Here is a 23,735-nt window from a genome sequence, read left to right on the forward strand (position 1 = left end):
CTAATCTCCTTCTCTGATTATATCTTTTTTATAATAAACTAAAGCATTGGACATACCAATAAAAGTACCAGCCATACCTGAACTTAAAATATGTCCTGCAAAAAATGAAACAGGTATTAATAAAAAATTTATTGTAAAAATAGCTGGAGCATAATAATATTCTTTAAATTTTAACTTCTTAAAAGAATTAAACAAAAAATATAACCACAAGAATAATACAAGACTTGCTCCAATTATACCATAATTAAATAAATTATTAAAAAAGTCCATTTCAACAGTAGTTGAAGTACCTGTCCCAAATATCTTTTGTAAAAAGCTATATTCATTTATAAAAATATACATCTTCCTTTCCACAAAAGTATTTCTATTAGATAAAATAGTAGTTAATAGACTACCATTATAATTCATATATAAATACTCCCATCTATTTAATAAACCTATACTCTTTATAAAGAAGTAGATATATCTAGATATAATAATAAATCCGAAACTACCTATAACAAGGAATTTTAATTTCAACTTAGTGAGTTTAAAAAGCTTGTTTCTCTCACATACTATAGGTATCATAAATATTGATATTACAGCTCCAATAATAGATACTTTTGTAGCTATTTCTATAGATATAGCAATTGTAAATACTGAACATATTACATACAATAGCTTGTTTCCATTATCCCAAATAAGAAAAATCAATAATCCAGTAAAAATAATAAAAAGACCTGATACTTCATTACCTGCAAAGAAAAAACCTCTTGTTCCAATCCCCTCAGAGGAGTATTGTTCATATCCATATCCCATCATCCCTAAAAGTATATTTACAATAAACACTAAATAGTTAAATGTAAAAACTCTAATAACCTTTTTTTTATATTTTCTTTTATTTAAACTAAGTATCTTTTTAAAATAAAAAAAGGTTAAAGGAATCATAGCAAGCTTACTAAACCAAATGATACTATTAAATAGCTGATTTATAGAATTATGTACATAAAAATTAATTGATATTACTGTTACATAATATAAAAAGAATAAATACATAACTATATAATACTTTTTAGATAAAAACATAAGCCTCAAAAACATAAAGGAAAGTAAAATGATTTTATAAAATTGAGAAACACTAAGAAGTAAATTATAGTCACTTCTTAATATTATACCATTTATAGAGTCTACTACTAAATATATGAACATTAAATGAAATAATATCTTATCTAAATCTAACCTTCCTTGACTCAAACATAACCCTCCTTTCTAAGTTCAAAATAATAATATATTAAATTAACTTTATAAAATTAAATAAATTCTTTTAATATATTTTTAACAAATTTTTTCCAAGAAAAATCTTTAGCTCTCTTCTTACAATTATCTTTCATCGCCAAATATTCTTCTTTTCTTTCTAAAAAAGAAATTGCAAGATCTAACTTTTGTTCTAATTTATCTTGAGTTGGTTCATCTACTACAAACCCTTCTTGACCATCTGTAACAATTTCATCAAAAGCTACTTGAACTGTATCATTATTGTTTTTAAACCCTATTACAGGTGTACCACATGATAATGATTCTGTTATAACTTGTCCAAAAGGTTCATAAAATGAAGGTACTATAGTAAAATCAGCAATACTATAAAAATCCTCTTGATTTAGTCTCTTACCTAAGAACATAACTTCTGATTTAAGACCTTTCTTTTTGACTAGTTCTTTACAGTATTCATAATCATCTCCATCGCCAACAATAATAAGAACTGTATCTGTTTCTTTTATCTTATCATAAGCATTAATGAGTAATCTTACATTTTTTACTTTTGAAACTCTACCTAAATATAACAACTTCTTTTTATTAAATGGGATATCATATTCTTCACAGATAGCCTTTTTATCGTTCTTTTCTTGAAATTTATCTTTTTTTATTCCTGGTCTATTTATTTTAATTGATGATTTTACTTTATAATTCTCTTCAACTTGCCTTTTCATTGTTTGGCTAAATACATTTATTTTTTCAATATTTTCAAACACAATCTTTTCAAAAATATATCTTTGATAATATTTTGTTAAAGCACCTAATAGGAATATATTTTCCTTAATAGTGAACTCAATACTTGGTTTAACCATTTGTAAAATAGCCAAAGCAGGTGGTACAAATATATTATTTTTAGATATTTTAGAAATTATACTTGATAAAGCCAAGGTTACATTTCTAGATATTACAATATCTATTTTTTTCCTTTTGAAAATATTTCTTTTAACTAAATAAGTAGTAAAAAAATGTTTTAATGGATAAAAAGGATTATATCTATTATGAGAACAATCATACCTTATAACTATTATATTCTTACCATACCTTTCAACTTCTTTCTGTTCTTCAAACAATCGTTTTGTAAATATATATACTGTATGACCCTTTTTTTCTAATTCCCTTGAGATACTATCTAAAGATGTTTCTATTCCACCTATTTTAGGTAAAAAACCTGGATTTTCTATTAGTATCCTCATGTATAAAACCTCACTTTATCTGATGTTTTCTTAACTATTAAATACCTTATCATATATAATACTTATTTTTGCATAGTACAATTAAATTCATCTAATAAATTAATTTTAATAAAATTATAATTTAAACCTAATACTATACTTAATATGATTAACCCTATAAATAAATTGATAATATTCCACTGATAAAAACTTGCATAAGTTGCATATGATATCAACAATAACAACATTAAATAAAACTTCTTTAATTCATAATTCACTTTATAATATTTTAATGATATAATTGTTCTCATTGTAAAAAATACAACATATGATAAACCAGTAGATATTGCTGCTCCTTTAGCTCCAATTCGTGGAACTAAAATAGAATTCCCCAATACGTTAACTATACAAGATACTCCTGCTATCAAAATATTCCACTTAGGTTTCTTAGCAAAACTAATTCCTATTACTGTCGTTTCAGAAATAGTGTACATCATTGGCATTAACACTAAAAAAGGCATGATCATAGCAGATTGTCTATATTGTGAACCTAAAATATATATTACTAAATCTTTAGTCATTATCAATCCTAATGCTACTATAAACATTCCTATAGATACAAACTTATACATTCGCTTAAAGAATGATTTATCATTTGGATTATTTTCATACCTTTCCAAACGAACAGGAACCCAAAAATTTGAAAATGATGTTTTAATCACATTTAATAATGCTACTATTTTAAAAGCTGCTGTATATAATCCTAATTCAGAAAATGTTGCCCAATGCTTTATGGCAATTCTGTCAAAAGATTGGAATAACCAAGTAATCAAAGTAGTTATTACTAATGGGTAGCTATATTCTAATATATCTCTTAAATTATTATTTAATTTTTTATCATTTAAATCTCTAAAATCCCAAAACTTGCGACCAATCCAAATTGCACCAAACAAAGTAATAGCAATTGCTATTACTTGAGCATAAGGTATAACTTGATATTTTTTACCTATCATATAAGTAAATAATATAATCCCAAATAATTTAATTAGTTTCAACAAAAACTGCAACATAGAATACCAAAAACCTTTTTGCTCCATCCGAATTACTAATAAAGCAAATCTATTTAACATTTGCAATAAAATAGCAACTATTAAAAGATAAATAATATTTTGACTTACTTCGTCAAACAAAAGCAATGAAATTTCATCTTTGAATCCTAGCATAATAATAAAAGTTATAACAAATAAACCAAATGGAACTTTTAATGATTTAAACAATAATTTCTTCCTATTTTGAGGATCTTCTTCATAAAAAAATCTCACAAAAGTTTGGTCTGTTCCAAACACTACAAAAATCATCACGACATTTAATGCCAACCTAAACATGGATGCTTTCCCAAATAATTTTGGAGAAAGAAACCTTGTTACAATTGGAGTACTTATTACTCCTACTATTATTCCTAGCCAATTTCCTATCGAAAAAGATAGAAACTTTTTTATTAAACTATTCTGTCTCATTATCATCCCTCATAGAATTATTTTTTAATTGTAAAAATTAATTTCTTTCTGTTAAATTAATAATATACTTTATTTTTTACCAAACTGATTCTTTTATATGTGTTTTTAAATTTTTAATATAATCCCTAAATTTAGCATTTGGGCTAAATTTAACTTCATTATATAATTTAGTGGAATCAAGAATCATATCTCCTGTTTCAACTCTACTTAATTTTTGTTTCCATTCTACTTCTTCAACTTCTCCACCAAATATTTTTGAAATTATATTAGCAATATCTTTTATTGAAAATACTTCTTTACCACCTAAGTTAAATACTGAATTAATTAATTTTTCTTTATGCACTGCTTTATATATGATTTGACTTAAATCTTTCACATGAATAAAATCTCTTCTTTGTTCCCCTTTACCATAAATTTTAATTACGTCATTTTCTAAAATTTGCTTTATAAAAATATTTATTAAACCATGATTTTCTAATTCTAAATTTCTTTCATAATAACCATACGGTATTGAAATTCTAAATATTAAATAAGGTATACCAAAAAGATTATTATAAGCTTTAAGATAATTTTCAACAGCTAATTTATGAATACCATAAATAGTATTTGGGTTCTTAGGACTATTTTCTTCAACCGTTATATTCTTATTTTGACCATAAATCAATCTAGAACTTGGAAATATTACCATAGGTTTTTTTGAAAAATCTTTTATAATATCTAGTATATTCAACATACCTTTGCAATTAATTTCGAGATTATCTTCATAATTATAAAAGCTATCCAATGAACCTGCATGCCCTACAAAGTTGTATATTAAATCCACATCTAGTAATACCTGCTTTAATTTATTTTTATTTAAAATATTCAACTTAGTAAATTCAAAATCAATATTATTAACAAAATCGCTTTCTTGTATATCACTTATAATAACATTATGATATCCCTGTCTTAAATAGTGTAGTGCTAAATTTCTCCCCAAAAAACCATTAACCCCTAGTATCAGTATTTTCTTCATATAATAAAAACACTCCCTTGCCAGCATATTTAATTTAATAAACTTTTATAGATTAAAATATATAATAACAAATAAGTATTAGAGGTAGGGGGTAGAAAATTATATAAAATCTATATACGCCCATCCCATATTAATTTTTTACAAAAATATTAAAATAAACTAAATAATTTTTTAACATTTACAAACTATCATATTAATAATATTTTATCTTTTGTCCAAAAATTTTAATATCTTTAAAATATAATTTCCATTATTAATAAATTTTGCTATAGATATACATTATAATATAGATAAATAACTCTAAAATGAAATTTATTATCATGTGTAAAAATTACGCTTCCATACTCGTTTTTAACATCATTGGTTAATTTGAAATACAAAATTGAAATTGCTTAACTTTAGCTATCAAATCATAAATATTAGAATATGCTAAAGTATTTGCTGAAAAACTTTCATCCGTTCCACATATTTTCTTGTATATTTAGTTTTAGTGAATAAAACGGTTTGAAAAGTAAAAATAATTGACTTTTATGTTTTTAACAAATTGTTTTACATCTACTGATCTGTATCACGAACATTATCCAATATTATAAAGTGATTTTTAATACCTCTTTTATCATTATAAGATAATATTATTAGGGAATTCATACAATTTATTAATAGATCTTGTAATAGTAAAGTCACATTTTCCTAGAGTAGCCATAATAACTTTTGTATTTAGTCTATTAAAACGCATAATAATAGCTAAAAACAGATTACAAGTATCTTTACTGTCAGCTTTCTTCTGTAATTTTTTACATTGTGACTATGAAGTGTTTTGATTTCTAAACATTTTTGCCATAATATTCCCCTTTTAACTTTAATTATACTATTTTAAAGGAGAAATATATACCGTTAAAATTTTACTTTAAACTTGAAGACCTATATCTCCATTTAATGTTCTTAAATAATCTACATATTATAATATTTTATTCCAGTCATTTTTACATTGATCAAAAGTAAAACTTTGTTTTATAATTTTTTTATTTTTATTTTTATTTTCTATTGATAATTTTTCTAAATTTATATGGTCAAAATCATAAAAAATAAAGTTATGTTGCATAAGATAATTCCAAGTTGTTGAATTATCTTTTTTATTGATATATATTTTTTTTCCGAAATATAATAAAGATAAAATATTTCCAGTTGCCTGCTGTCTATCATGATTAAAAATAGCAATATCAACATTAGACAGAAATTTATAGTATTCTTCTTCAGGTAAGAATCTATCCATTGTTACAAATTTATCTTCAAATATTTTTTCTCCAACTCTCTTAACTTTTCTTATATAATCTTCTGTTCCCCCATAAGATAAAGGACAAACAATTTTTATATTTTCATTTCTGAATTTCTCTAAATTTTGTAATGCTTCAATATGTCTATTTCTTGGATCAGCTGAATTTCCAAGTTGTATAACAGTTTCCATTGAATTTTCAGATGGTAATTTTATATTTTTTAAATAATCATTAACAGCAAAATAAGGATAATATAAACATTCTTGATATTCACCTTTGACTTTATACCACTTTTTAGCAAATTCAAAATCTCCTCTGGCATATGCAATTATACTATCAAATCTTTTTATAACCTTACTTCTGATCCACTCATAAATATTAGATTTCCAATTATTATCCCTATATTTATAATAATATAAATCTCCACCCCATATTATCCAACTGCACTTTTTTAACAACCAAGGTTGTACAAATAATAATCTTACTATATTTTTATTAAATAAACCATGAAGAAATATTCTTGAGGATTTATTCATTAATTTTATTAATTTAAAAACTTCTTTTTTACTACTGATTTTCCAAATATTATTTCTATCTAATATTGGAATCTTATTTTCACTTACACCAGAGATAAAAATAAAATAATGTTCTTTCATATTAAAATTATTCTCTATGAACTTTATATATGAAGTATTAAATTTGTCATTAGACATTATATGTAAATATTTAATCATTCCGTACCACCTTCTTATAATAATTCTGACAATTATCAGAAGTTACTTCTTGAATCCAAGATTGATTATTTAAATACCATTTAATAGTCTTTACTATACCTTTATCAAACATAATCTCTGGTTTCCATCCTATTTCCTCTTTTATCTTACATGGTTTAATAGCATAACGCCTATCATGTCCTAATCGATCTTTTACAAACTTAATCAAATCATAATTTATATTTTCTATGTTTGTTTTTAATATATGATTATACTCCTCTTTTACAATTGTTTCTTTGCCAATTTTAGTTAATTCTTCTCTCATTAAATCAATTATTTCTTTCACTATTTTAATATTTTCTTTTTCATTATGGCCACCTATATTATATACTTCTCCTAATTTTCCTTTATTTAAAACCATATTTATAGCTCGACAATGATCCTCTACATAAAGCCAATCTCTTACATTTTTTCCATCCCCATATATAGGTAAACTTTCACCTCTTAAAATATTCCCTATCATAAGAGGTATTAATTTTTCAGGAAATTGATAAGGACCATAATTATTAGAACACCTAGTTATATTAACTGGCATTTTATAAGTATCATGATATGCCTTTACTAACATATCAGAACTCGCTTTTGAAGCAGAATACGGACTTCTTGGATTAAGAGGTGTTTCTTCAGTAAAATATCCTTCTTCATTTAAACTTCCATATACTTCATCAGTAGACACTTGAAGATACTTTACTCCTTTTTTATATTTAGGATATCCATCTTCTTTAATCTCTATTGTCCAGTGTTTTTTAGCTATATCTAAAAGAGTCTGAGTTCCTAACACATTTGTTTCCAAAAAAACCTGAGGTTTTTCTATACTCCTATCAACATGAGATTCTGCTGCAAAATTCACCACATAATTTATATTAAATCTTGTAAATATATTTTCTACTAACTCTTTGTTGCAGATATCACCTTTTATAAACTCAATTCTATCTAATTCTTCTTTTAATGTTCCTAAATTTGCTGCATAAGTTAATTTATCTAAAACTACTAGCTTTATATCTTGCTTATATTTCTCTAACATATATTTAACAAAATTAGCCCCTATAAATCCTGCTCCCCCTGTTACTAAATAAGTTTTCATTTTAATTCACCTACTTTACTAAGTTCTTTATGTATTTACCATAATTTGTTTTTAATAATGGTTTAGCTAATTCTAAAACTTTTTCCTCACTTATCCAACCATTCTTATAAGCAATCTCTTCTAAACAAGCTATATATAAACCTTGTCTTTTTTGAACTGCTTCAACGAAATTAGCAGCATTTAATAAACCATCATGTGTTCCTGTATCTAACCATGCTAAACCTCGACCTAGTAATTGTACCTTCAAATTATTTTCTTTCATATATAATCTATTTAAATCCGTTATTTCTAATTCTCCTCTATTTGAAGGTTCTAATTTTTTAGCCTTTTCTACAACTGTGTTATCATAAAAATATAATCCAGGTACTGCATAATGAGATTTAGGATTATTAGGTTTTTCTTCTAGAGATATAACATTATAATCCTCATCAAAATCAACCACACCAAAACTAGCAGGATCTTTAACATAATATCCAAAAATTTTAGCTCCTTTTTCTAACTGAGCACATTCTTTCAAAACTGGAGTAAACCCTTGACCAAAGAACACATTGTCGCCTAGAATAAGAGAAACATTATTATCTCCTATAAAATCTTCACCTACAATAAACGCTTCAGCTAATCCATTTGGCTCTTCCTGCACTTGATATTCTAAATTAATTCCAAAATCACTCCCATTACCTAAAAGTTTCTGAAACAAAGGCAGATCCCTTTTAGTTGATATAATTAAAATATCCTTTATTCCTGCTAGCATTAAAACAGATAAAGGATAATATATCATTGGTTTATCATAGATTGGAGTAATTTGCTTTGAAATTGATTTCGTTATTGGATAAAGTCTAGTACCCCTACCACCTGCTAAGATTATTCCCTTCATATTATTTACACTCCTTGATAATCATTATTTTAATAATTTATAAGTAATCATTTATCTCTTTAGCAGATAATAAACTTATGAATTTCTAATTTTTAAGACACTCTCTATCATAAGTTTTTGGACTTACAATATACAATTAAAGATTACTATTTAAATTATCATGAATAGTTAATAAATTACTTTTCTCCTCCTGAAAGATATAATTTAAATTATCATCATTATGCTGATAATTATCAATTACATGATCTATAATTTCAACCAACCAATAGACTCTATCTCGCAAACTTCTATAAGTCTCCTCTTCTTTAACTACTGTTACTTCACTACTAGTTGTATCATAGACAAAACTAGGCACTTTCTCCATCAGTTCTTCTAACTGTCCTATCTCTTGGTGAAAACCAGCCAGTTCTAATTCATCTTCTACAACCTCTTCTAACTCAACTAGATTATGTCTGATTTCTCCCAACACTTCTATTGGTTCTGCTTTTGCTGTAGATCCTAGTCTGATGATTCCAAACTCCTTTAACCAAAAGAATAGAACTGTTAAGATTAAAGAGCTTAATAACAGTACTAATAAACTATTATAATTAACTAGTAAAATAGCAGTCATCCCAAAAATCAAAGCTACTAAATAAATGGTCAATACAGTCTGTTTTTGATTTAAACCAAATCTTAAAAATCTATGGTGTAGATGTTCTTTATCTGCCTGAAAAGGATGCTTATCAATTAGCATTCTCCGGATGAAAGCAAAACTAGTATCAAAGATAGGCACTCCTAAAACAAGTATAGGAGCAAAAATAGTGATAGCTGTTGCACTCTTGACCATTCCTGTAAGGGAAATTACTGCTAGAGCATAACCTAAAAACATACTCCCACTATCTCCCATAAAGATTTCAGCTGGATTAAAGTTATACTTTAGAAAGCCTAATGTACTACCTGCTAAAATAAGGGCCAACCCCAAACTAACTAAATTCCCCTTAGCTAAACAGATAACAGCAATTGATAGAGCAGAAATAGTAGCTACTCCACCTGCTAAACCATCTAACCCATCTATTAAGTTAACGGCATTAATCAGACCAACAACCCAGAGTATAGTAATTGGAATGGCTAAATATCCAGTTAAGATTAAACCTGAGAGCGGATGACTGATATAATCAATCTGTAAGTTATGAAGTAAAATAGGTAGAGTTGCTAACACTTGACCTGTTAACTTTTTCTCTGCATCTAACCCTCTAATGTCATCTATAATTCCGACAGTTACAATAATAACTGAACCTAATAGTATAGCTTCAAAGGTAGGGCCAACTTCAATAAATAATAAACTATTGACTAGAAAAGCTAGATAAATTGCTACTCCACCTAACCTAGGCATAGACCCCTCATGGACTTTACGATGATTAGGGTGATCTACAGCCCCTACATAATAAGCTAACTTTTCTGCTAGTGGCGTAAACAATAAAGACATAACTAAACTAGATAAAAACATTAATATGTATTTCCCCATAGTTGGCCCTCCACTCCTTTTTTCTTTCCATTTATTAATCAATTATTAAATATATTTCAATAATTGATTCTTGATTCCTACCTTATTTATTATATTTAAACATTTATCTCTACTGGTAAATAAATCAAGTTATTAAGCTGTTATAATTATAACATAGATATTTAAATATGCAAAGATACTAACTATTAACTACTACTTCTTCCTCTTCTTCTAAAAACTCCATAAAGAAAGCAACAAAAACTCCTATCATTAATCCTAACACAGCTGCAATAACTATATTTAATTTTTTGTTAGGCTTAATTGGCTCTTCTGGTTTTATTGGTTCATTGATCACTTGTATTCTTTCCATATCATTTAATTCATTCATAAGCTGATACTTTTGATCTCTCAATGATATCTTTAATTTATTCATTGCTTGTAGCTTACCAGTTAAATCATTATTTAATACTACCTTATCTGCTGTAGATAAAGCAGTTCCTGTTAAGTCATTAAGTTTACTTTCGATTTCTTTGGTCCTAGTTTCTAAATTCTTAATCTCAGCTTTAACAGTTGCTAGTTTTTCTTCTTTCAGCTTTTGGTTTTGTTCAAACTCTATCAGACCATCGCTTTGATATTGCTTAATCAATCTATTTATAACTGCTTTTGACTCTCTAGCACTCTTACTATTATAAGTGATCTTGATTAAATCTTTTGTTTCATCTATCATTTTAACCTGTAGCTGCTCTTCTTTTAATTTGGTAAGCTCACTCAAAGTGAATTCCAGATCTAATTCTTGATTAACCTGTTTTAGATAACCTAAGCTAGTTAGTATGCTTGGTGCAATCTGAGAATTAGAATAATCCCCACTAGAACTTCCTAATTTAATCAAAGCTTCTGATTGATAAACTGGATCTAAGACAAAATAGCTTACAACCCCACTGATTAAAATAGAAATTAAAAAGATACCCACAATCATATTTTTATGTTTTAATAATACATTAATATACTCTCTTAAATCAATTTCTACAAATTCTTCTTCAACTCTTTCCATTTTACTAGCCCCTCTCCTTATATACTCATTCTATATTATTCTCTTAATTCCTACTAATTAATTTATAAAAATCAATAGTGATTCTAAGATTATATCTTTTTAGCTAATAATTAAAATTTATAATCAACTTTGATTCCTAGTTTAGGATCTTCACTCTCTTCTTCATAGGCTAAATAGGTTTCTAGAACAAAAGGCTTTAAGCCAAATAAATAAAAGTTACCTTGGGTTCCAATTCCATAAGTCCAAAAAGATTGACCTTCTCTTTTGTAATCAGTAAATAGATAGAAACCTATATCTGACATCTGTAACCCCTGCAATAAATCAATATTATGAAGAAACTGATGAGTATATAAATAATCTATACTTGACTGCAACTTAGTAGATGAATCAGGTCTACTACCACGATAAATAATAGGCGATTCTAAGACTTCTGTATTATTAAAGACTAATTTTGATTCTATAGCCCAGATACTACTAATCTCCTTAAAAAATTCTTTAGAAAATAGTACTGTAGGCTTGTGATCTGGTCTAAAGATTAAATCAGTCTCTCCTTTTAAAGTCAAACCATCAAATAATTTGCTCTGATACATATTATCTAAATAACTATATTCTAGATTATTGATTACACCTACTCCAGCTCCTAGTGTATAATCTTCAGCATAATACTTAATTCCTGTTTCAAAATCAAAATCATCTACTGCTCTAAATCTAGTTTTAGCTATTAGGTCAGTATCTCTCGTTAACTGTTTCCATCTTAACTTGGTCTCTATCTCATGTTCTTGATTAACAACTAGAGAAGAAAACTTAAATTTATTCTTATTGACTTCAAATCCATATTGGAATTGATCAAAATAGTTCCTAATCAAATTCTGTTGAAAGAAAGAACGATCTTGACCATAAAAAACTCTAGGATTAAAACTTAATTGGTCAATTAAAATTCGATTATACTTTAGATCAATAAATTCTTCTGTTAGGTCTCTTTTCTTTCTCTTAGTAGACAGACTAAATTTAATTCCTCTCTCCTGTAAAGCAGCTTTAATTTCTGGGATCTTTTCTTTAGTATCTTGATAACCAGTTTTGATAAGATCTTGAGCAGCAGTAAAGTCTAAAAAAGAATAGGCCCCTACATTACTATAGATTACTTGATCAGCATAATGATTAATTATCCGGTTAGTATTATTTAATTCAATCAATTCCATATATCTACCTGCAATTTGACCTGGTGTCTCATATGTATTAGTTTCAATGTTACCTTTAGCTGTAGTAGCAATCACAAAATCTGCCCCTAATACCTTAGCTGCTTTGGCTGGTGTATTCTCTACCAAACCAGGATCAGCAAAGATCTTACCATTACGCTGATAGCTAGGAAAAAAATAAGGGATAGCATAAGAGGCCTGCAAAACATCAGAGATATTGCCTGTAGTAGTTAAATATTTATTACCACTAGTCAACTCTAGACTCAATAGAGCCGTAGGCAGAGGAAAGTCTTCTAAATCTTGATAAGGAGCTACATTCTCTATAAATTGATCAAGTTTAGCTGTTCTTAAAATTGAATCGCGACTGGCTAGATTTAAATCTAACATATCAGCAAATGATGTTTTAGTTACTATCTCTTCTATCTGTTCTATAGGCAGACCACTACCATATAGTGTCCCAATAATTGAACCCATACTAGTACCTACTACAATATCAATTGGAATTTTAGCTTCTTCTAAAGCCTTGATAACTCCTATATTAAATAAGGCTTTAGCTCCTCCTCCTGTTAAAGCTAGAGCTACTGTAGGATGATCAAATTGGTTAAAACGATGATAGTCTTCTATTATATATTGATCTCCACTCTCTTTTATTCTAGTAATATTACTATCTGCCTGCACATAAATACCACTATTAACTACTAATAAAATAACAATGAGTACCTGTATTAACCTCTTCATCTATATTATGCTCCTATTTCAGTAACTGAACAGTAAGTTCTTTTTGCTCATTACTTATCACTGGTTACTGCCCTTTAATAATCATAATAATTTCTCATATGCTCTCCAGCAATCTCATCAAATTTATCAAGCATCTCCTGATCCCAATCTGTCCACTTAGGAATGGCATATTCTTTAGTAGAATTAACTCGTCTATTCATCATTTTGTCTATCATTTTATCTGTTTCTGTTTTAGGTAAATCTATGTAATCAGCAATTCTATATATACCTTTAAAATTATCATCTTTGAATATATCCTCAAATGTTACTGTAATGGCATTATCCATTTCTTTAACACTCTGATAGATAAATCCATCTTTCTTCTGCCAACGCCAACATATCTTCTCAAATCTACTCATCTGGTTCCACTGATCATAATATGGATCATCAGGAAAATAAATAGCTCTTAATCGTGAACCATCACTTTCAGTATACCAGTTACGACTCATTCCAGAACGTACATAATCTCTACCATCTCTTACTATATGAACTACTTTAAAATCATCACCAAATGTTTCACTTAAAGGCCCTAATAAAGAAAATAGTCGATTATTCGATTCAACATATTTATCAACTTTCATTTTCTTGACTTTTCTACAAAGTGCTCGTCTATTTCTTTCAATCTTTTTGGTAGCATATGAACCTGTTACTTTACCTGTAGCATAATTAATAGCTAACCTCAAAAAGACTGGAGCAGGTTCATGAACTCCATATACTCCAGAAAAATCATTTAGAAAATGAGCAAAAAACTTAGTTCCAGTCCGACCTGTTGAAACAATAAAATATTTATCCACTTCAGACCAATCTTGTTCTCCTAATAGCCTTAACCTCATTCTTATCTTATCTAATTTATAAGGCCACTCTTCATCTATATTACCTAAAAAATTATACAAACTTCCCTCACTCATTTTATTCACTCCTTACTAATTTATAGATAGTCTAGTTCTTCTAGTAACTCTACAACTTCATCATGTTGCATCACTTCTGCTACCCGTTCTTGATTTTCTTCTTTTTTCCATTTTTCTACAGACTTAGAATGAATCTGTTGAGCTTTATCATACCAAGCATTACTATCCTTAACATTAGTATTTTTAAACCAATTATCTAATTCTTGGGTAGGTTCTTCACCAATAAAATTAAAAATTTTATTAATAGTATCTTGATACGATAAAATTAGATCTTCATACTTAATAGTTAATACCTGTGGATGATCTACAAATTTCAATCCAGCTTTTACATCCTTTACCCATCTCTCTGGTGATACCCAGTATTTATCTGGCGCAGATGGGTGCTGAGATAACATTACATCTCTTCCATCCCTTACTATATGAATCAACCTGACTTCTTCTCCAAAATAATCTAATATCTTATCAAATTTAAGTACATTACTAGGGCTTTTCTCACACCACCGAGTACACTGGCTAGGGATCTTATGAGTCAAAGCATACCTATATAGCCTATCCATTCGAGGTAAACTCTTATTATCCTCTGTATACCAGTTGACAAAAGCAGCAGTTTCATAAGGAAAAGTATAAATATTGGGATGAGCTCCTATAATTGATAACAATAAAGTTGTCCCTGAACGACCACAAGCACCGATGATAATTGGAGTATCATTAAATTTACTTTTAAATCTCTGTTTTCCTAAATAATTGATAATATAATTCATTTTCTTTTTTACTATATTAAGTGCCATACTTCCCTCCTTTATAAATAATTTAATTCATCTAATAATTTAACCACTTCATCATTCTGCATCACTTCTGCTACTCGTTCTTGATTTTCTTCTTTTTTCCACTTTTCTACAGACTTAGAATGAACCTGCTGAGCTTTATCATACCAGGCATTGGTTTTTTGGACATTTGTATGTTCAAAATAAGAATATAACTCTTCAGTACACTCTTCATTAATAAAATCACATAATTTTTCAATAGTTTCTTCATAATTTAAAACTAAGTTCTCATATTTAATAGTCAATACTTGAGAATGATCCTTATACTCTAATCCTTTCTTTACATCATTCACCCAACGTTCTGGTTTCACCCAATACTTATCAGGAGCATTTGGGTGTCTAGATAATGTTACATCTCTTCCATCTCGAACAATATGTATTAATTTTATATCTTCATTAAAATAATCTAATATTTTATCAAGATACCGAATATTTTTTGGAGTCTTTTCACACCACCTAGTTACATTATTAGAGATATCATATTTTAAAATCAAACGATAAAATTTATCTAACCTAGGAACTTTATCTCCTTGACCTTTCTCATTCTTAAACAGATATTGGACTTCATTATACCAATTAATAAATACTCCAGTTTCTTTAGGAAAAGCATAAATATTAGGATGAGCTCCTATAATTGATAACAATAAAGTAGTTCCTGAACGACCACAACCAAAAACCATAATTGGTGTATCACTAAATTTAGCTCTTTCTTTTTTTCTACCTAAATAAGTTATTACAGGATTTATTAACTTTTTAAATCCATTCAATGCCATTATGATCTCACTCCTTATAATTTAAAACTGATCTATATTCCCATTCTCATATAACAGATTACATTTATCAGTAATATCTCTTCTATTACTTTCTTTGTAAAATTTTCTCCTCAATCTCATCAATCATTTTTTCAAAAGAAAACTTCTTTTTAGCAATTTCAACACTTTTTTGACCTAATTTATCACGATCTGGATGCTTAATCATCTTTAATATTTTATCTGCTATATCATCAGGATTCTTATTTTCAGCTAAATAACCATTTATATCATCAATTACAAATTCAGAAATAGTAATGGCACCAGTAGTCACTATTGGTAACCCAGACATCATCGCTTCTAATATCACCCAGGGGGCTCCACCTTCATAAATAGCAGTATGAACCATAAAATCTAACTGTTTTAAAATCGAAGGTATATCTTCTCTAAAACCAGTGAAAATAACCTTATCTTCTAATTCTAACTCTTTTACTTTATCTTTAAATAACTCTTTTTTAGGTCCATTACCTACAAATAACAATTTCAGTTTCTCATGCTCTGCTAAAACTTGAGGTAAAGCTTCAATTAAATATTGTTGTGCTTTCTGTCTACAGAGTTTACCAATATTTCCAATTATCAATTCATCATCTTTAATTCCAAACTCTTTTCTAATATCTGATTCAATCTCAGAATCAATAAATTCATCCTTCTTGACACCTTTATAGATTAACTTTATCTTTTCTTCTGATAGATAATTAGATGGTAGATCCTTTAGATTCTCATCTCTAGTAACTTTAGAGATAGACATAAAGTCTGTTACACAATTCTTCAATAACCAGCGATTATAAAACCGATTATTAATCGGTTTAGCCATTGCTCTACGATATATTATTCTTTCTACTCCTGCTAACTTAGCAGCTAAAGAAACAAACTTAAAATGAGAGGACTGACAAAAAAAGACAGCATCTATTTTATTCTTTTTAAAGTACTTAACTAGTTTAAATATTCGATAAGGATTCACAAAAGTAGCTCCATCTATTGAAGAGATATGCTCTACATTAAATCCAGTTTCTTTACATTTTTTATAAAAGGGTGTCTCTTCAGTGGCTCTAATAAATATGTTATAGCCTCTTTGAGCTAAAGCAGAAGCTGTTTGATAATGCCAAGCTTCTACTCCTCTCCAGACCACTCCACTATTAACAAATAGAATATTCATATTTTTTTAATATCTTCCTTCCTGATATCTTTGCTTAAATCATCTTGATTACTAGAAAAATCATTAATAATAATCATATTTATAGCTATTAAAAACCAAAAAAATCGTAATGGCTCAGTATCACCAAAACTAAACTCTGTTAATCCTTGGATATTAAATACAATAAATGATCCTAACGAAGCTAAGATAAATAATTTCCATTGCTTATTATCTATTCTTCGATACCATTCATATAACAGTTTTAAAATCTTAAACATTAACCAACTAAAAGCAAGAAAACCAATAGTCCCTGTAGTAGCAAGAAAATGAAGAAAATTATTATGGGCATGGCTGTATTTCTGAAATCCAATACCATTGTATTCACTTGCATAATCACCTTTTCTATTTGCCTCTTTAAATCTTCCTATTCCAACTCCATTAATAAAATTATCTTGCCACATCTCAATAGTAGACTTCCATAAAGCTACTCTTGTTAAATTAGACCTCATATTTCTATCTAAATCATTCCAATTTGAAACGTTAATATCCACTACAAAACTACTTTTAAATCTATTGATAAAATCATGTGGTAAAAATAAAGTGCCTACCAACAGACAAATGACTAGCCCAATAATTAGTTTTTTATCTTGTATCCAAATTAAACTTACTATTCCTCCTATAAACCCTAACCAAGCGCCTCTTGATTTAGTAAATAATAAATTCAATGCCATAATAACTATTATTAGCAATGAACTTACGTTAAGTTTCCAATTTAAATTACCCCATAGTAAATAGCTAATCATAAACAATAAAAACATAGCCAATAGACCACCAAAAGCTAAAGATAACATAAACCCATGGGCTCTATTCACATCTAAATAAAAATGTTGATAAAGACCTAATCCACTTGCTACTAACATTGAAAACAGAGCAACATATGATAATTTCTTGACAGTTTCAAGTTCAGTAATTGTATTAACAATCACATAATAAAATAATATAGCTAAAATAAATTTATCGACACTATCTAGAAATTGTAATCCCCAATTATCTAATCCTGAAATAAATAAACTAGCTACAAAGAGTAAAATGGTCCTATCTAAATCAGTCTTTTTAAATTGATAATCTTTAGTCACAATAATTCTAATCAACCATAATAAACAAGCCAAACCTAACCCTATACTAGATAAACCCTTTGATGTCAATGAAGCTAAAGCAAAAAGAAAAATACTTATTATTATTCCATTATCTAAGAAAGCCATTAGTTTTGAATTATCTGTATCTTCTTTTGGCAATAGATTACCTCCTTGTATATTATTACATCTTCTATTCTTTCTCTATCAATTTAAACTAGACTATACCTTAGTTAGTAAAAAAATTACTTTCTTTATTAATGGTAAATTGATCTGGTTGATAAATATCAATCTTAAATTTATCTAAAATGGCAAAAGCCTTTTCCTCATCAGAATCTGAAATCTTATTTTTCCATTTTTTTATTAAAGATTCTTTGTCATTTTTATTAATAAATTTCCTAGCTTTTGTGTCAGCAGTAGTTCTAGAAGGTCTACCAACCTGTTTATAAAGTTTATCTAAATCATCTAAGTTTAATTCTTGATATAATTTATTTAAACTCTTTTCTTCTTCAATCACCAGTTCTTCATAACTTATAATCAACCAGTTTTTATTCTCTGAAAACTTAAGAGGCGGTAAGTTCTCAATACACCACTGTAAGATTCTAACTTCAAATTTTGATCCATTCTTCAAAATAGAATTACTAAATTCAATTAATTCTTGATTTAGAAACTGTTCTCTGTATTCTTTATTATTTAAATAATGTCTAACACGCCCTTCCATATTTTCCTTTACTAAAGATAAAGCAACTGCAATAGGATGCCTCAATAAATAAACTACTTTAACTCCAAACTCCTCTTCAAATTCATTAATTAAATCTTTTCCTCTTAAAATCTTAAAAACTCTTCTATTAGTAAAGTAATCAAATTCACCTCTAAATATATGTTTGAACTTTTGTTGGCCAACAGATAATCTACCTTTTATGATTCGACTGAAAAAATCTAAAAATTTCTTTTCTCTATTCGAACTTCCATATATCTCAGACCATGTAGGATCAATATCTGTTAAGAATCCTTTGTGACGATTAGTATGTAATGGTTCATCAATATATTTTATATTGTCTTGAGAGACTATTAGTTCCATTAACCAAGTTGAACCACTTCGGGGACTAGTAAAAATAAATATATCTTTTTCATTACCTGCTGTGTGAAAATTAAATAATCTAGCCGGTAAATACTTTATATATTCCCTAACTGTTCTTACAGCATCTATCAATATCTTCCCTCCTACACTTTACTTTCTAAAGAAACTTCTAATCTTTCTTTTCCATTCTTTAAATCTCTTTCTCTTCTCCCTTTGTTCAATCATTAATTGTAATAGTTCTTCATAACCTTCTGGGCTATAACTTTTAAGGAAAATCTCTTGTTCCTCTGTTGTTAATTTAAATCTTGCCAAGTCCTTCATTCTTGCTTTGATACTTAATTCATCCTTTATCCGACCTCGATTCAAATCGATATAGTAGAATTCAGGCTGGGGTTCTCTCTCCTTAACTAGAATATTACCTGCATGAAGATCATTATGAATTATTCCTGCATCATGCATTAGCTTTATATCTTGAGCAATCAAAGGTAATAAATCTTTTAACTTTTTTCGTTCTGGGTGATCATAATCCTTTACAATATCCAATAAATTATAATCATGATCAACATACTCAGTAATAAAGTAACTATAAATTAACTGATTGAAGTTACCTCTCTCTTCTATAACAGCTAATGGCTTGGGAGTCTTAATTCCTACCTCCTGCATACCTAAAGCTAAACGCAAAGAACGAACTGCCTTAGAATTTAGAAAACAAAACCGAAACTTATCATACTTTCTCACTAGATTAAACTTCTTCACCATAATATCATTCTTAAGACTATCCTGAGTATCTGCTGAAATACTAACTAGTAAATTCCGATTATCATCAATAATCTTACCTGTCTCTAAGTTTTCTCTATAATTTATAAATTCTCTAAAACTATCACTATCCCATTCTTCAGCCAGCCAAATTAACTTATCACTTACAGTCTTCTCTTCTATTTCATAATCTATATTGTCCACTACTTTTCTTAAACTTGTAGCCATTGATTATCACCTTCTCTTCTTTATGTGCCGTCTGCCATCAGAAAACATATAATGATAGCTCATAGCACACAGCCCATCACTCATTACTTGTCACTGATTATAAGATACAACTCTTCTAATTCCGTCACCTTATCTTGAAAAGCAAAATTATCTTCTACTATCTCTTTACCTGCTTGTCCCATCTTCTTTCTTTCTTCTGGGCCAAGATCGATCATCTCAATAACCTGATTGGCAATATCTTTAGGATTCTTACTTTCAGCTAAGTACCCTGTTCTTCCGTCTATCATAATCTCAGAAATATTACTTACATCAGTACTTACAACTGGTTTGCCCACAGCCATTGCCTCAGCAATTACAAAACCAAAGCCTTCCCATAAGGCAGTATGTAGTAAGAAATCTATCTGCGTCATAATATTATAAACATCACTTCTAAACCCAGTAAAGATTATGTATTCTTCTAAACCTAAATCTTTAACTTGTTCTTTGATTTCAGTTTCTAACTCCCCTTTACCAACTACTAAAACTTTAAAGTTATCTAGTCTATCTTTTAATAAACTAACTGTTTCCACTAGATATTTATGGCCCTTTTGTTTACTCAATCTCCCTACATTTCCTATTAGAGTTGTTTCCTTATTTATTCCAAATTCCTCTCGAATATCAGGGCCAACTTCCTGCTCTTGTTCTACTTTATCTAACTTTATTCCATTATAGATAATCTCTATCTTCTCTTCAGATAACCATTGGGCTGTATTCTCTAAAATCGTCTCTTTAGTAGATTGAGAGTTAGCTATAATATCAGTTACACAATCTTCTAATAAGAACTCAGTATAAAACCTATCTTTAATAGGAATTGCACTACCTCGTCTATAGATGATTTTATCTACTTCAGCTAATTTCCCTGCTAAACCACCAAATTTTAAATCTTGAGATAGATTCAAGAAGATAATATCTATCTCCTCACTCTTTAGGTAATTAACAAAAGATACTAATTTAACTGGATTTAAAACTGACAGACTACCTTTCACAGGAACTACTTTAGTATTCAGTCCACTTTCTTTAGCTCGTTGATACAATTCACTACTAGGTACACTACCAACAGTCACTTGATAACCTCTATTATGTAATTCAAGAGCTGTTTCAAAAGTCCACTTCTCTCCGCCACCCCATTCTACACAACTATTGAGGAATAGTATTTTATTCATTCTTTATCTCACCTCCTTTTTGTGTCGTGTGTCTTGTGCTTTGTGTCTTGTGCTCATAGCACATAGCTCACAGCACACAGCTCATAGCTCACGACCCATCGCTATTATACTTCTCCCACAACTTAATATACTTTAAAAATTGATAATAAGATGACAAAATAGCTAAGATAAGTCCCTGAGAGCCTAGTAAAAAACCTTTCTTAAGAATATACTTCTTGATAAACTCTACAACTGGTCTCAATAATATGTATAATAATCCTTTCTTCTTGCCAGCTTGATACTTCTTTTCAGCATCTAAAGTAGTATATTGATTGATCTTAGCTAGATAATGATCTAAATCACGATATGTATAATGGATAAAAGGACTCTCTAGCTTTTCTATCTTACCTTCTATCTCTAATCCTTCATGCACCAGACCACTATATCTATTATCAGCTGCTTTGAATAAGCGTAAAGTATAATCAGGATACCAACCAGCATATTTAATCCATTTACCTAGAAAGTAATTTTTACGGGGAATCTTATAACCACTGGCCTGAGGGGTAGATAACTTATTTAAGACTTCTTCCTGTAAATCAGAAGTAACTCGTTCATCTGCATCAACTACTAGCACCCAATCTGATTCAATCTGCTCTAAGCCATAGTTCCGCTGACTTGCAAAATCGTCAAATTCTCGTTGATAGACCTTAGTAGTATACTCTCGGGCCAACTCTAGAGTATCATCTTGGCTATAAGAGTCGACCACTACTATCTCATCAACCCAGCTAACACTCTCTAAACAGTCTTCAATATTATCCTCTTCATTATAAGTTAAAACTAATACTCCAATAGACACCATTTGACTGCCTCCTAGTTTTGTGTCGTGCGTTGTGTGTCGTGCGTTGTGTGTCGTGTGCTTTGTGTCGTGTGCTTTGTGTCGTGTGCTCACAGCACACAGCTCATAGCTCATAGCACATAGCACATAGCACATAACTCACAGCACATAACTCACAGCACACAACTAAAATACAACTTCTCAGTCTGCTCAATCATAGCTTCAATTGTAAACTTATCTACTACTCTTTTATATCCTTCTTGTCCCATCTTTTCTCTTAATTTAGTATCATTTATTAACTTTAGCAATCTATCTATAAATTCTTCTTCTACTAAAGGTACTAAAAATCCTGTTTTATTATCCTGAATAATCTCTTTTAAACCACCAACACTACTGGCTACTACTGGTTTCTTCATAGCCATAGCTTCAATGGCCACAATCCCAAAAGATTCTTCCTGTGATGGAACAACAAGAATATCAAAGATACTCATTAGCTGGGGAATATCTTCACGAAAACCTGTCAAAATCACCTTATCTTCTAACTTAAATTCTTTAATCAATTTCTCGAGTTTATTCTTATAGTTCTGATTGGGACTACTATCTTCTCCTACAATTAAATATTTAACATCTACCTTATCCTTTAATTTGGCAGCCACTTTTACTAATAACTCTTGATTCTTAGTTGCACCTAGTCTACCTACAGCTCCAACTACTAATTCATTATTCTTAATTTCAAATTCCTGTTTCAAACTATGATTAGCAACATCGCTACTAAACTCTTTAATATCCACTCCATTATAAACTACATCTATCTTCTCATCAGCTATCTTATTCTCCTGAACTAAAATATTCTTTACCTCATTAGATACAGCTATAAATCTACTAACATTCTCATATAACCTAGAATAGACATAACCTTTTCCTAATGGCTTAAGAATATGTCGAGTAGCTACAACCTTACCTCTTCTAGCCAACTTAGCAGAGGTAATGCCTAACCAATATCCTTTACCTCGATGAACATGAATAATATCTACTTGATTCTCAGTTATAATTTTAACCAGCCTTGTAATAGAAGAAAGATCTAACACATTCCTTAATGGTAATTCTTCTATCTTAACATCTAATTCAGAAAACTTTTCCACCATAGGTTCTCTAAGAGCCAAAATAAGATTATGACCTCTAGCAGATAGCCCTTTAGCCAATTGGTAGAGATGGACTTCTCCTCCTCCAAAATGTTTAGCAGAATGAATATGCAGTATATTTAAGCCTTCCATTAGTCGCCCCCTAAAGTTACTATTACTCAATCTGAATAGTTACATACATTTAGAGGGGGATT

At 28.8% G+C, this 23,735-nt stretch carries 20 protein-coding genes; all 20 read right to left on the minus strand.

The features are described from left to right. Entirely contained in the window at nucleotides 1-1,233 is a 1,233-nt protein-coding gene (locus ACYQ39_RS06680; RefSeq protein WP_459841364.1) for an O-antigen ligase family protein, read from the minus strand. A 56-nt stretch (nucleotides 1,234-1,289) separates the two neighbouring features. Further along, a complete protein-coding gene (locus ACYQ39_RS06685) occupies nucleotides 1,290-2,486 on the minus strand; it encodes a glycosyltransferase family 4 protein (RefSeq protein ID WP_459841366.1) in 1,197 nt (398 codons plus the stop codon). Nucleotides 2,487-2,548: 62 nt separating this feature from the next. Beyond that, on the minus strand, nucleotides 2,549-3,982 hold the full coding sequence (locus tag ACYQ39_RS06690; protein ID WP_459841367.1) for an oligosaccharide flippase family protein: 1,434 nt from the start codon (nucleotides 3,980-3,982) through the stop codon (nucleotides 2,549-2,551). 76 nt (nucleotides 3,983-4,058) lie between these two features. Then, on the minus strand, nucleotides 4,059-4,997 hold the full coding sequence (locus ACYQ39_RS06695; RefSeq protein WP_459841369.1) for an NAD-dependent epimerase/dehydratase family protein: 939 nt from the start codon (nucleotides 4,995-4,997) through the stop codon (nucleotides 4,059-4,061). A 958-nt stretch (nucleotides 4,998-5,955) separates the two neighbouring features. Next, nucleotides 5,956-7,005 (minus strand): TDP-N-acetylfucosamine:lipid II N-acetylfucosaminyltransferase family protein, encoded by a 1,050-nt coding sequence (locus ACYQ39_RS06700; protein WP_459841370.1) that lies wholly within the window; start codon nucleotides 7,003-7,005, stop codon nucleotides 5,956-5,958. Continuing rightward, nucleotides 6,998-8,128: a dTDP-glucose 4,6-dehydratase gene (rfbB, locus tag ACYQ39_RS06705; protein ID WP_459841371.1), complete on the minus strand. Its 1,131-nt coding sequence runs from the start codon at nucleotides 8,126-8,128 to the stop codon at nucleotides 6,998-7,000. Before rfbB ends, ACYQ39_RS06700 begins: the two co-directional genes overlap by 8 nt. Before the next feature lie 10 nt (nucleotides 8,129-8,138). Continuing rightward, nucleotides 8,139-9,002 carry a glucose-1-phosphate thymidylyltransferase RfbA gene (gene rfbA / locus ACYQ39_RS06710; protein ID WP_459841373.1) on the minus strand — a complete coding sequence of 288 codons (864 nt, stop codon included), beginning with the start codon at nucleotides 9,000-9,002 and terminating at the stop codon, nucleotides 8,139-8,141. 136 nt (nucleotides 9,003-9,138) lie between these two features. Beyond that, nucleotides 9,139-10,506, minus strand: coding sequence for a glycosyltransferase family 4 protein (locus tag ACYQ39_RS06715; RefSeq protein ID WP_459841374.1), 1,368 nt, complete (start codon nucleotides 10,504-10,506; stop codon nucleotides 9,139-9,141). Nucleotides 10,507-10,684: 178 nt separating this feature from the next. Further along, nucleotides 10,685-11,536, minus strand: coding sequence for a YveK family protein (locus ACYQ39_RS06720; protein WP_459841375.1), 852 nt, complete (start codon nucleotides 11,534-11,536; stop codon nucleotides 10,685-10,687). A gap of 110 nt (nucleotides 11,537-11,646) precedes the next feature. Next, nucleotides 11,647-13,470 carry a patatin-like phospholipase family protein gene (locus tag ACYQ39_RS06725; protein WP_459841377.1) on the minus strand — a complete coding sequence of 608 codons (1,824 nt, stop codon included), beginning with the start codon at nucleotides 13,468-13,470 and terminating at the stop codon, nucleotides 11,647-11,649. A 74-nt stretch (nucleotides 13,471-13,544) separates the two neighbouring features. Further along, entirely contained in the window at nucleotides 13,545-14,417 is an 873-nt protein-coding gene (locus ACYQ39_RS06730; protein ID WP_459841378.1) for a sulfotransferase domain-containing protein, read from the minus strand. A gap of 20 nt (nucleotides 14,418-14,437) precedes the next feature. After that, on the minus strand, nucleotides 14,438-15,205 hold the full coding sequence (locus ACYQ39_RS06735; RefSeq protein WP_459841380.1) for a sulfotransferase family protein: 768 nt from the start codon (nucleotides 15,203-15,205) through the stop codon (nucleotides 14,438-14,440). Nucleotides 15,206-15,216: 11 nt separating this feature from the next. Beyond that, complete coding sequence (locus ACYQ39_RS06740; RefSeq protein ID WP_459841382.1) at nucleotides 15,217-16,014, minus strand: sulfotransferase family protein; 798 nt, start codon at nucleotides 16,012-16,014, stop codon at nucleotides 15,217-15,219. 85 nt (nucleotides 16,015-16,099) lie between these two features. Further along, nucleotides 16,100-17,206, minus strand: coding sequence for a glycosyltransferase (locus ACYQ39_RS06745; protein WP_459841384.1), 1,107 nt, complete (start codon nucleotides 17,204-17,206; stop codon nucleotides 16,100-16,102). Then, nucleotides 17,203-18,480 carry an O-antigen ligase family protein gene (locus tag ACYQ39_RS06750; protein ID WP_459841386.1) on the minus strand — a complete coding sequence of 426 codons (1,278 nt, stop codon included), beginning with the start codon at nucleotides 18,478-18,480 and terminating at the stop codon, nucleotides 17,203-17,205. Before ACYQ39_RS06750 ends, ACYQ39_RS06745 begins: the two co-directional genes overlap by 4 nt. A 67-nt stretch (nucleotides 18,481-18,547) precedes the next feature. After that, on the minus strand, nucleotides 18,548-19,531 hold the full coding sequence (locus ACYQ39_RS06755; RefSeq protein WP_459841388.1) for a sulfotransferase domain-containing protein: 984 nt from the start codon (nucleotides 19,529-19,531) through the stop codon (nucleotides 18,548-18,550). A gap of 18 nt (nucleotides 19,532-19,549) precedes the next feature. Further along, nucleotides 19,550-20,383, minus strand: coding sequence for a lipopolysaccharide kinase InaA family protein (locus ACYQ39_RS06760; protein ID WP_459841390.1), 834 nt, complete (start codon nucleotides 20,381-20,383; stop codon nucleotides 19,550-19,552). 83 nt (nucleotides 20,384-20,466) lie between these two features. Next, nucleotides 20,467-21,585 carry a glycosyltransferase gene (locus tag ACYQ39_RS06765; protein ID WP_459841392.1) on the minus strand — a complete coding sequence of 373 codons (1,119 nt, stop codon included), beginning with the start codon at nucleotides 21,583-21,585 and terminating at the stop codon, nucleotides 20,467-20,469. Between the two features lie 88 nt (nucleotides 21,586-21,673). Next, nucleotides 21,674-22,423, minus strand: coding sequence for a glycosyltransferase family 2 protein (locus ACYQ39_RS06770; RefSeq protein WP_459841394.1), 750 nt, complete (start codon nucleotides 22,421-22,423; stop codon nucleotides 21,674-21,676). 149 nt (nucleotides 22,424-22,572) lie between these two features. Then, the gene (locus tag ACYQ39_RS06775; RefSeq protein ID WP_459841396.1) at nucleotides 22,573-23,673 is read right to left on the minus strand and encodes a glycosyltransferase family 4 protein; all 1,101 of its coding nucleotides are present in this window, start codon (nucleotides 23,671-23,673) and stop codon (nucleotides 22,573-22,575) included. Between the last annotated feature and the right edge of the window lie 62 nt (nucleotides 23,674-23,735).

This window comes from Halanaerocella petrolearia (assembly GCF_054657875.1).

Bases quoted from the DNA above. Each gene is read 5' to 3' on its own strand.
- ACYQ39_RS06715 (WP_459841374.1), bottom strand. From the start codon at position 10,506: ATGGGGAAATACATATTAATGTTTTTATCTAGTTTAGTTATGTCTTTA.
- rfbA (WP_459841373.1), bottom strand. From the start codon at position 9,002: ATGAAGGGAATAATCTTAGCAGGTGGTAGGGGTACTAGACTTTATCCA.
- ACYQ39_RS06740 (WP_459841382.1), bottom strand. From the start codon at position 16,014: ATGGCATTGAATGGATTTAAAAAGTTAATAAATCCTGTAATAACTTAT.
- ACYQ39_RS06735 (WP_459841380.1), bottom strand. From the start codon at position 15,205: ATGGCACTTAATATAGTAAAAAAGAAAATGAATTATATTATCAATTAT.
- ACYQ39_RS06745 (WP_459841384.1), bottom strand. From the start codon at position 17,206: ATGAATATTCTATTTGTTAATAGTGGAGTGGTCTGGAGAGGAGTAGAA.
- ACYQ39_RS06725 (WP_459841377.1), bottom strand. From the start codon at position 13,470: ATGAAGAGGTTAATACAGGTACTCATTGTTATTTTATTAGTAGTTAAT.
- ACYQ39_RS06690 (WP_459841367.1), bottom strand. From the start codon at position 3,982: ATGAGACAGAATAGTTTAATAAAAAAGTTTCTATCTTTTTCGATAGGA.
- ACYQ39_RS06775 (WP_459841396.1), bottom strand. From the start codon at position 23,673: ATGGAAGGCTTAAATATACTGCATATTCATTCTGCTAAACATTTTGGA.
- rfbB (WP_459841371.1), bottom strand. From the start codon at position 8,128: ATGAAAACTTATTTAGTAACAGGGGGAGCAGGATTTATAGGGGCTAAT.
- ACYQ39_RS06765 (WP_459841392.1), bottom strand. From the start codon at position 21,585: ATGAATAAAATACTATTCCTCAATAGTTGTGTAGAATGGGGTGGCGGA.
- ACYQ39_RS06700 (WP_459841370.1), bottom strand. From the start codon at position 7,005: ATGATTAAATATTTACATATAATGTCTAATGACAAATTTAATACTTCA.
- ACYQ39_RS06695 (WP_459841369.1), bottom strand. From the start codon at position 4,997: ATGAAGAAAATACTGATACTAGGGGTTAATGGTTTTTTGGGGAGAAAT.
- ACYQ39_RS06720 (WP_459841375.1), bottom strand. From the start codon at position 11,536: ATGGAAAGAGTTGAAGAAGAATTTGTAGAAATTGATTTAAGAGAGTAT.
- ACYQ39_RS06760 (WP_459841390.1), bottom strand. From the start codon at position 20,383: ATGGCTACAAGTTTAAGAAAAGTAGTGGACAATATAGATTATGAAATA.
- ACYQ39_RS06730 (WP_459841378.1), bottom strand. From the start codon at position 14,417: ATGAGTGAGGGAAGTTTGTATAATTTTTTAGGTAATATAGATGAAGAG.
- ACYQ39_RS06685 (WP_459841366.1), bottom strand. From the start codon at position 2,486: ATGAGGATACTAATAGAAAATCCAGGTTTTTTACCTAAAATAGGTGGA.
- ACYQ39_RS06770 (WP_459841394.1), bottom strand. From the start codon at position 22,423: ATGGTGTCTATTGGAGTATTAGTTTTAACTTATAATGAAGAGGATAAT.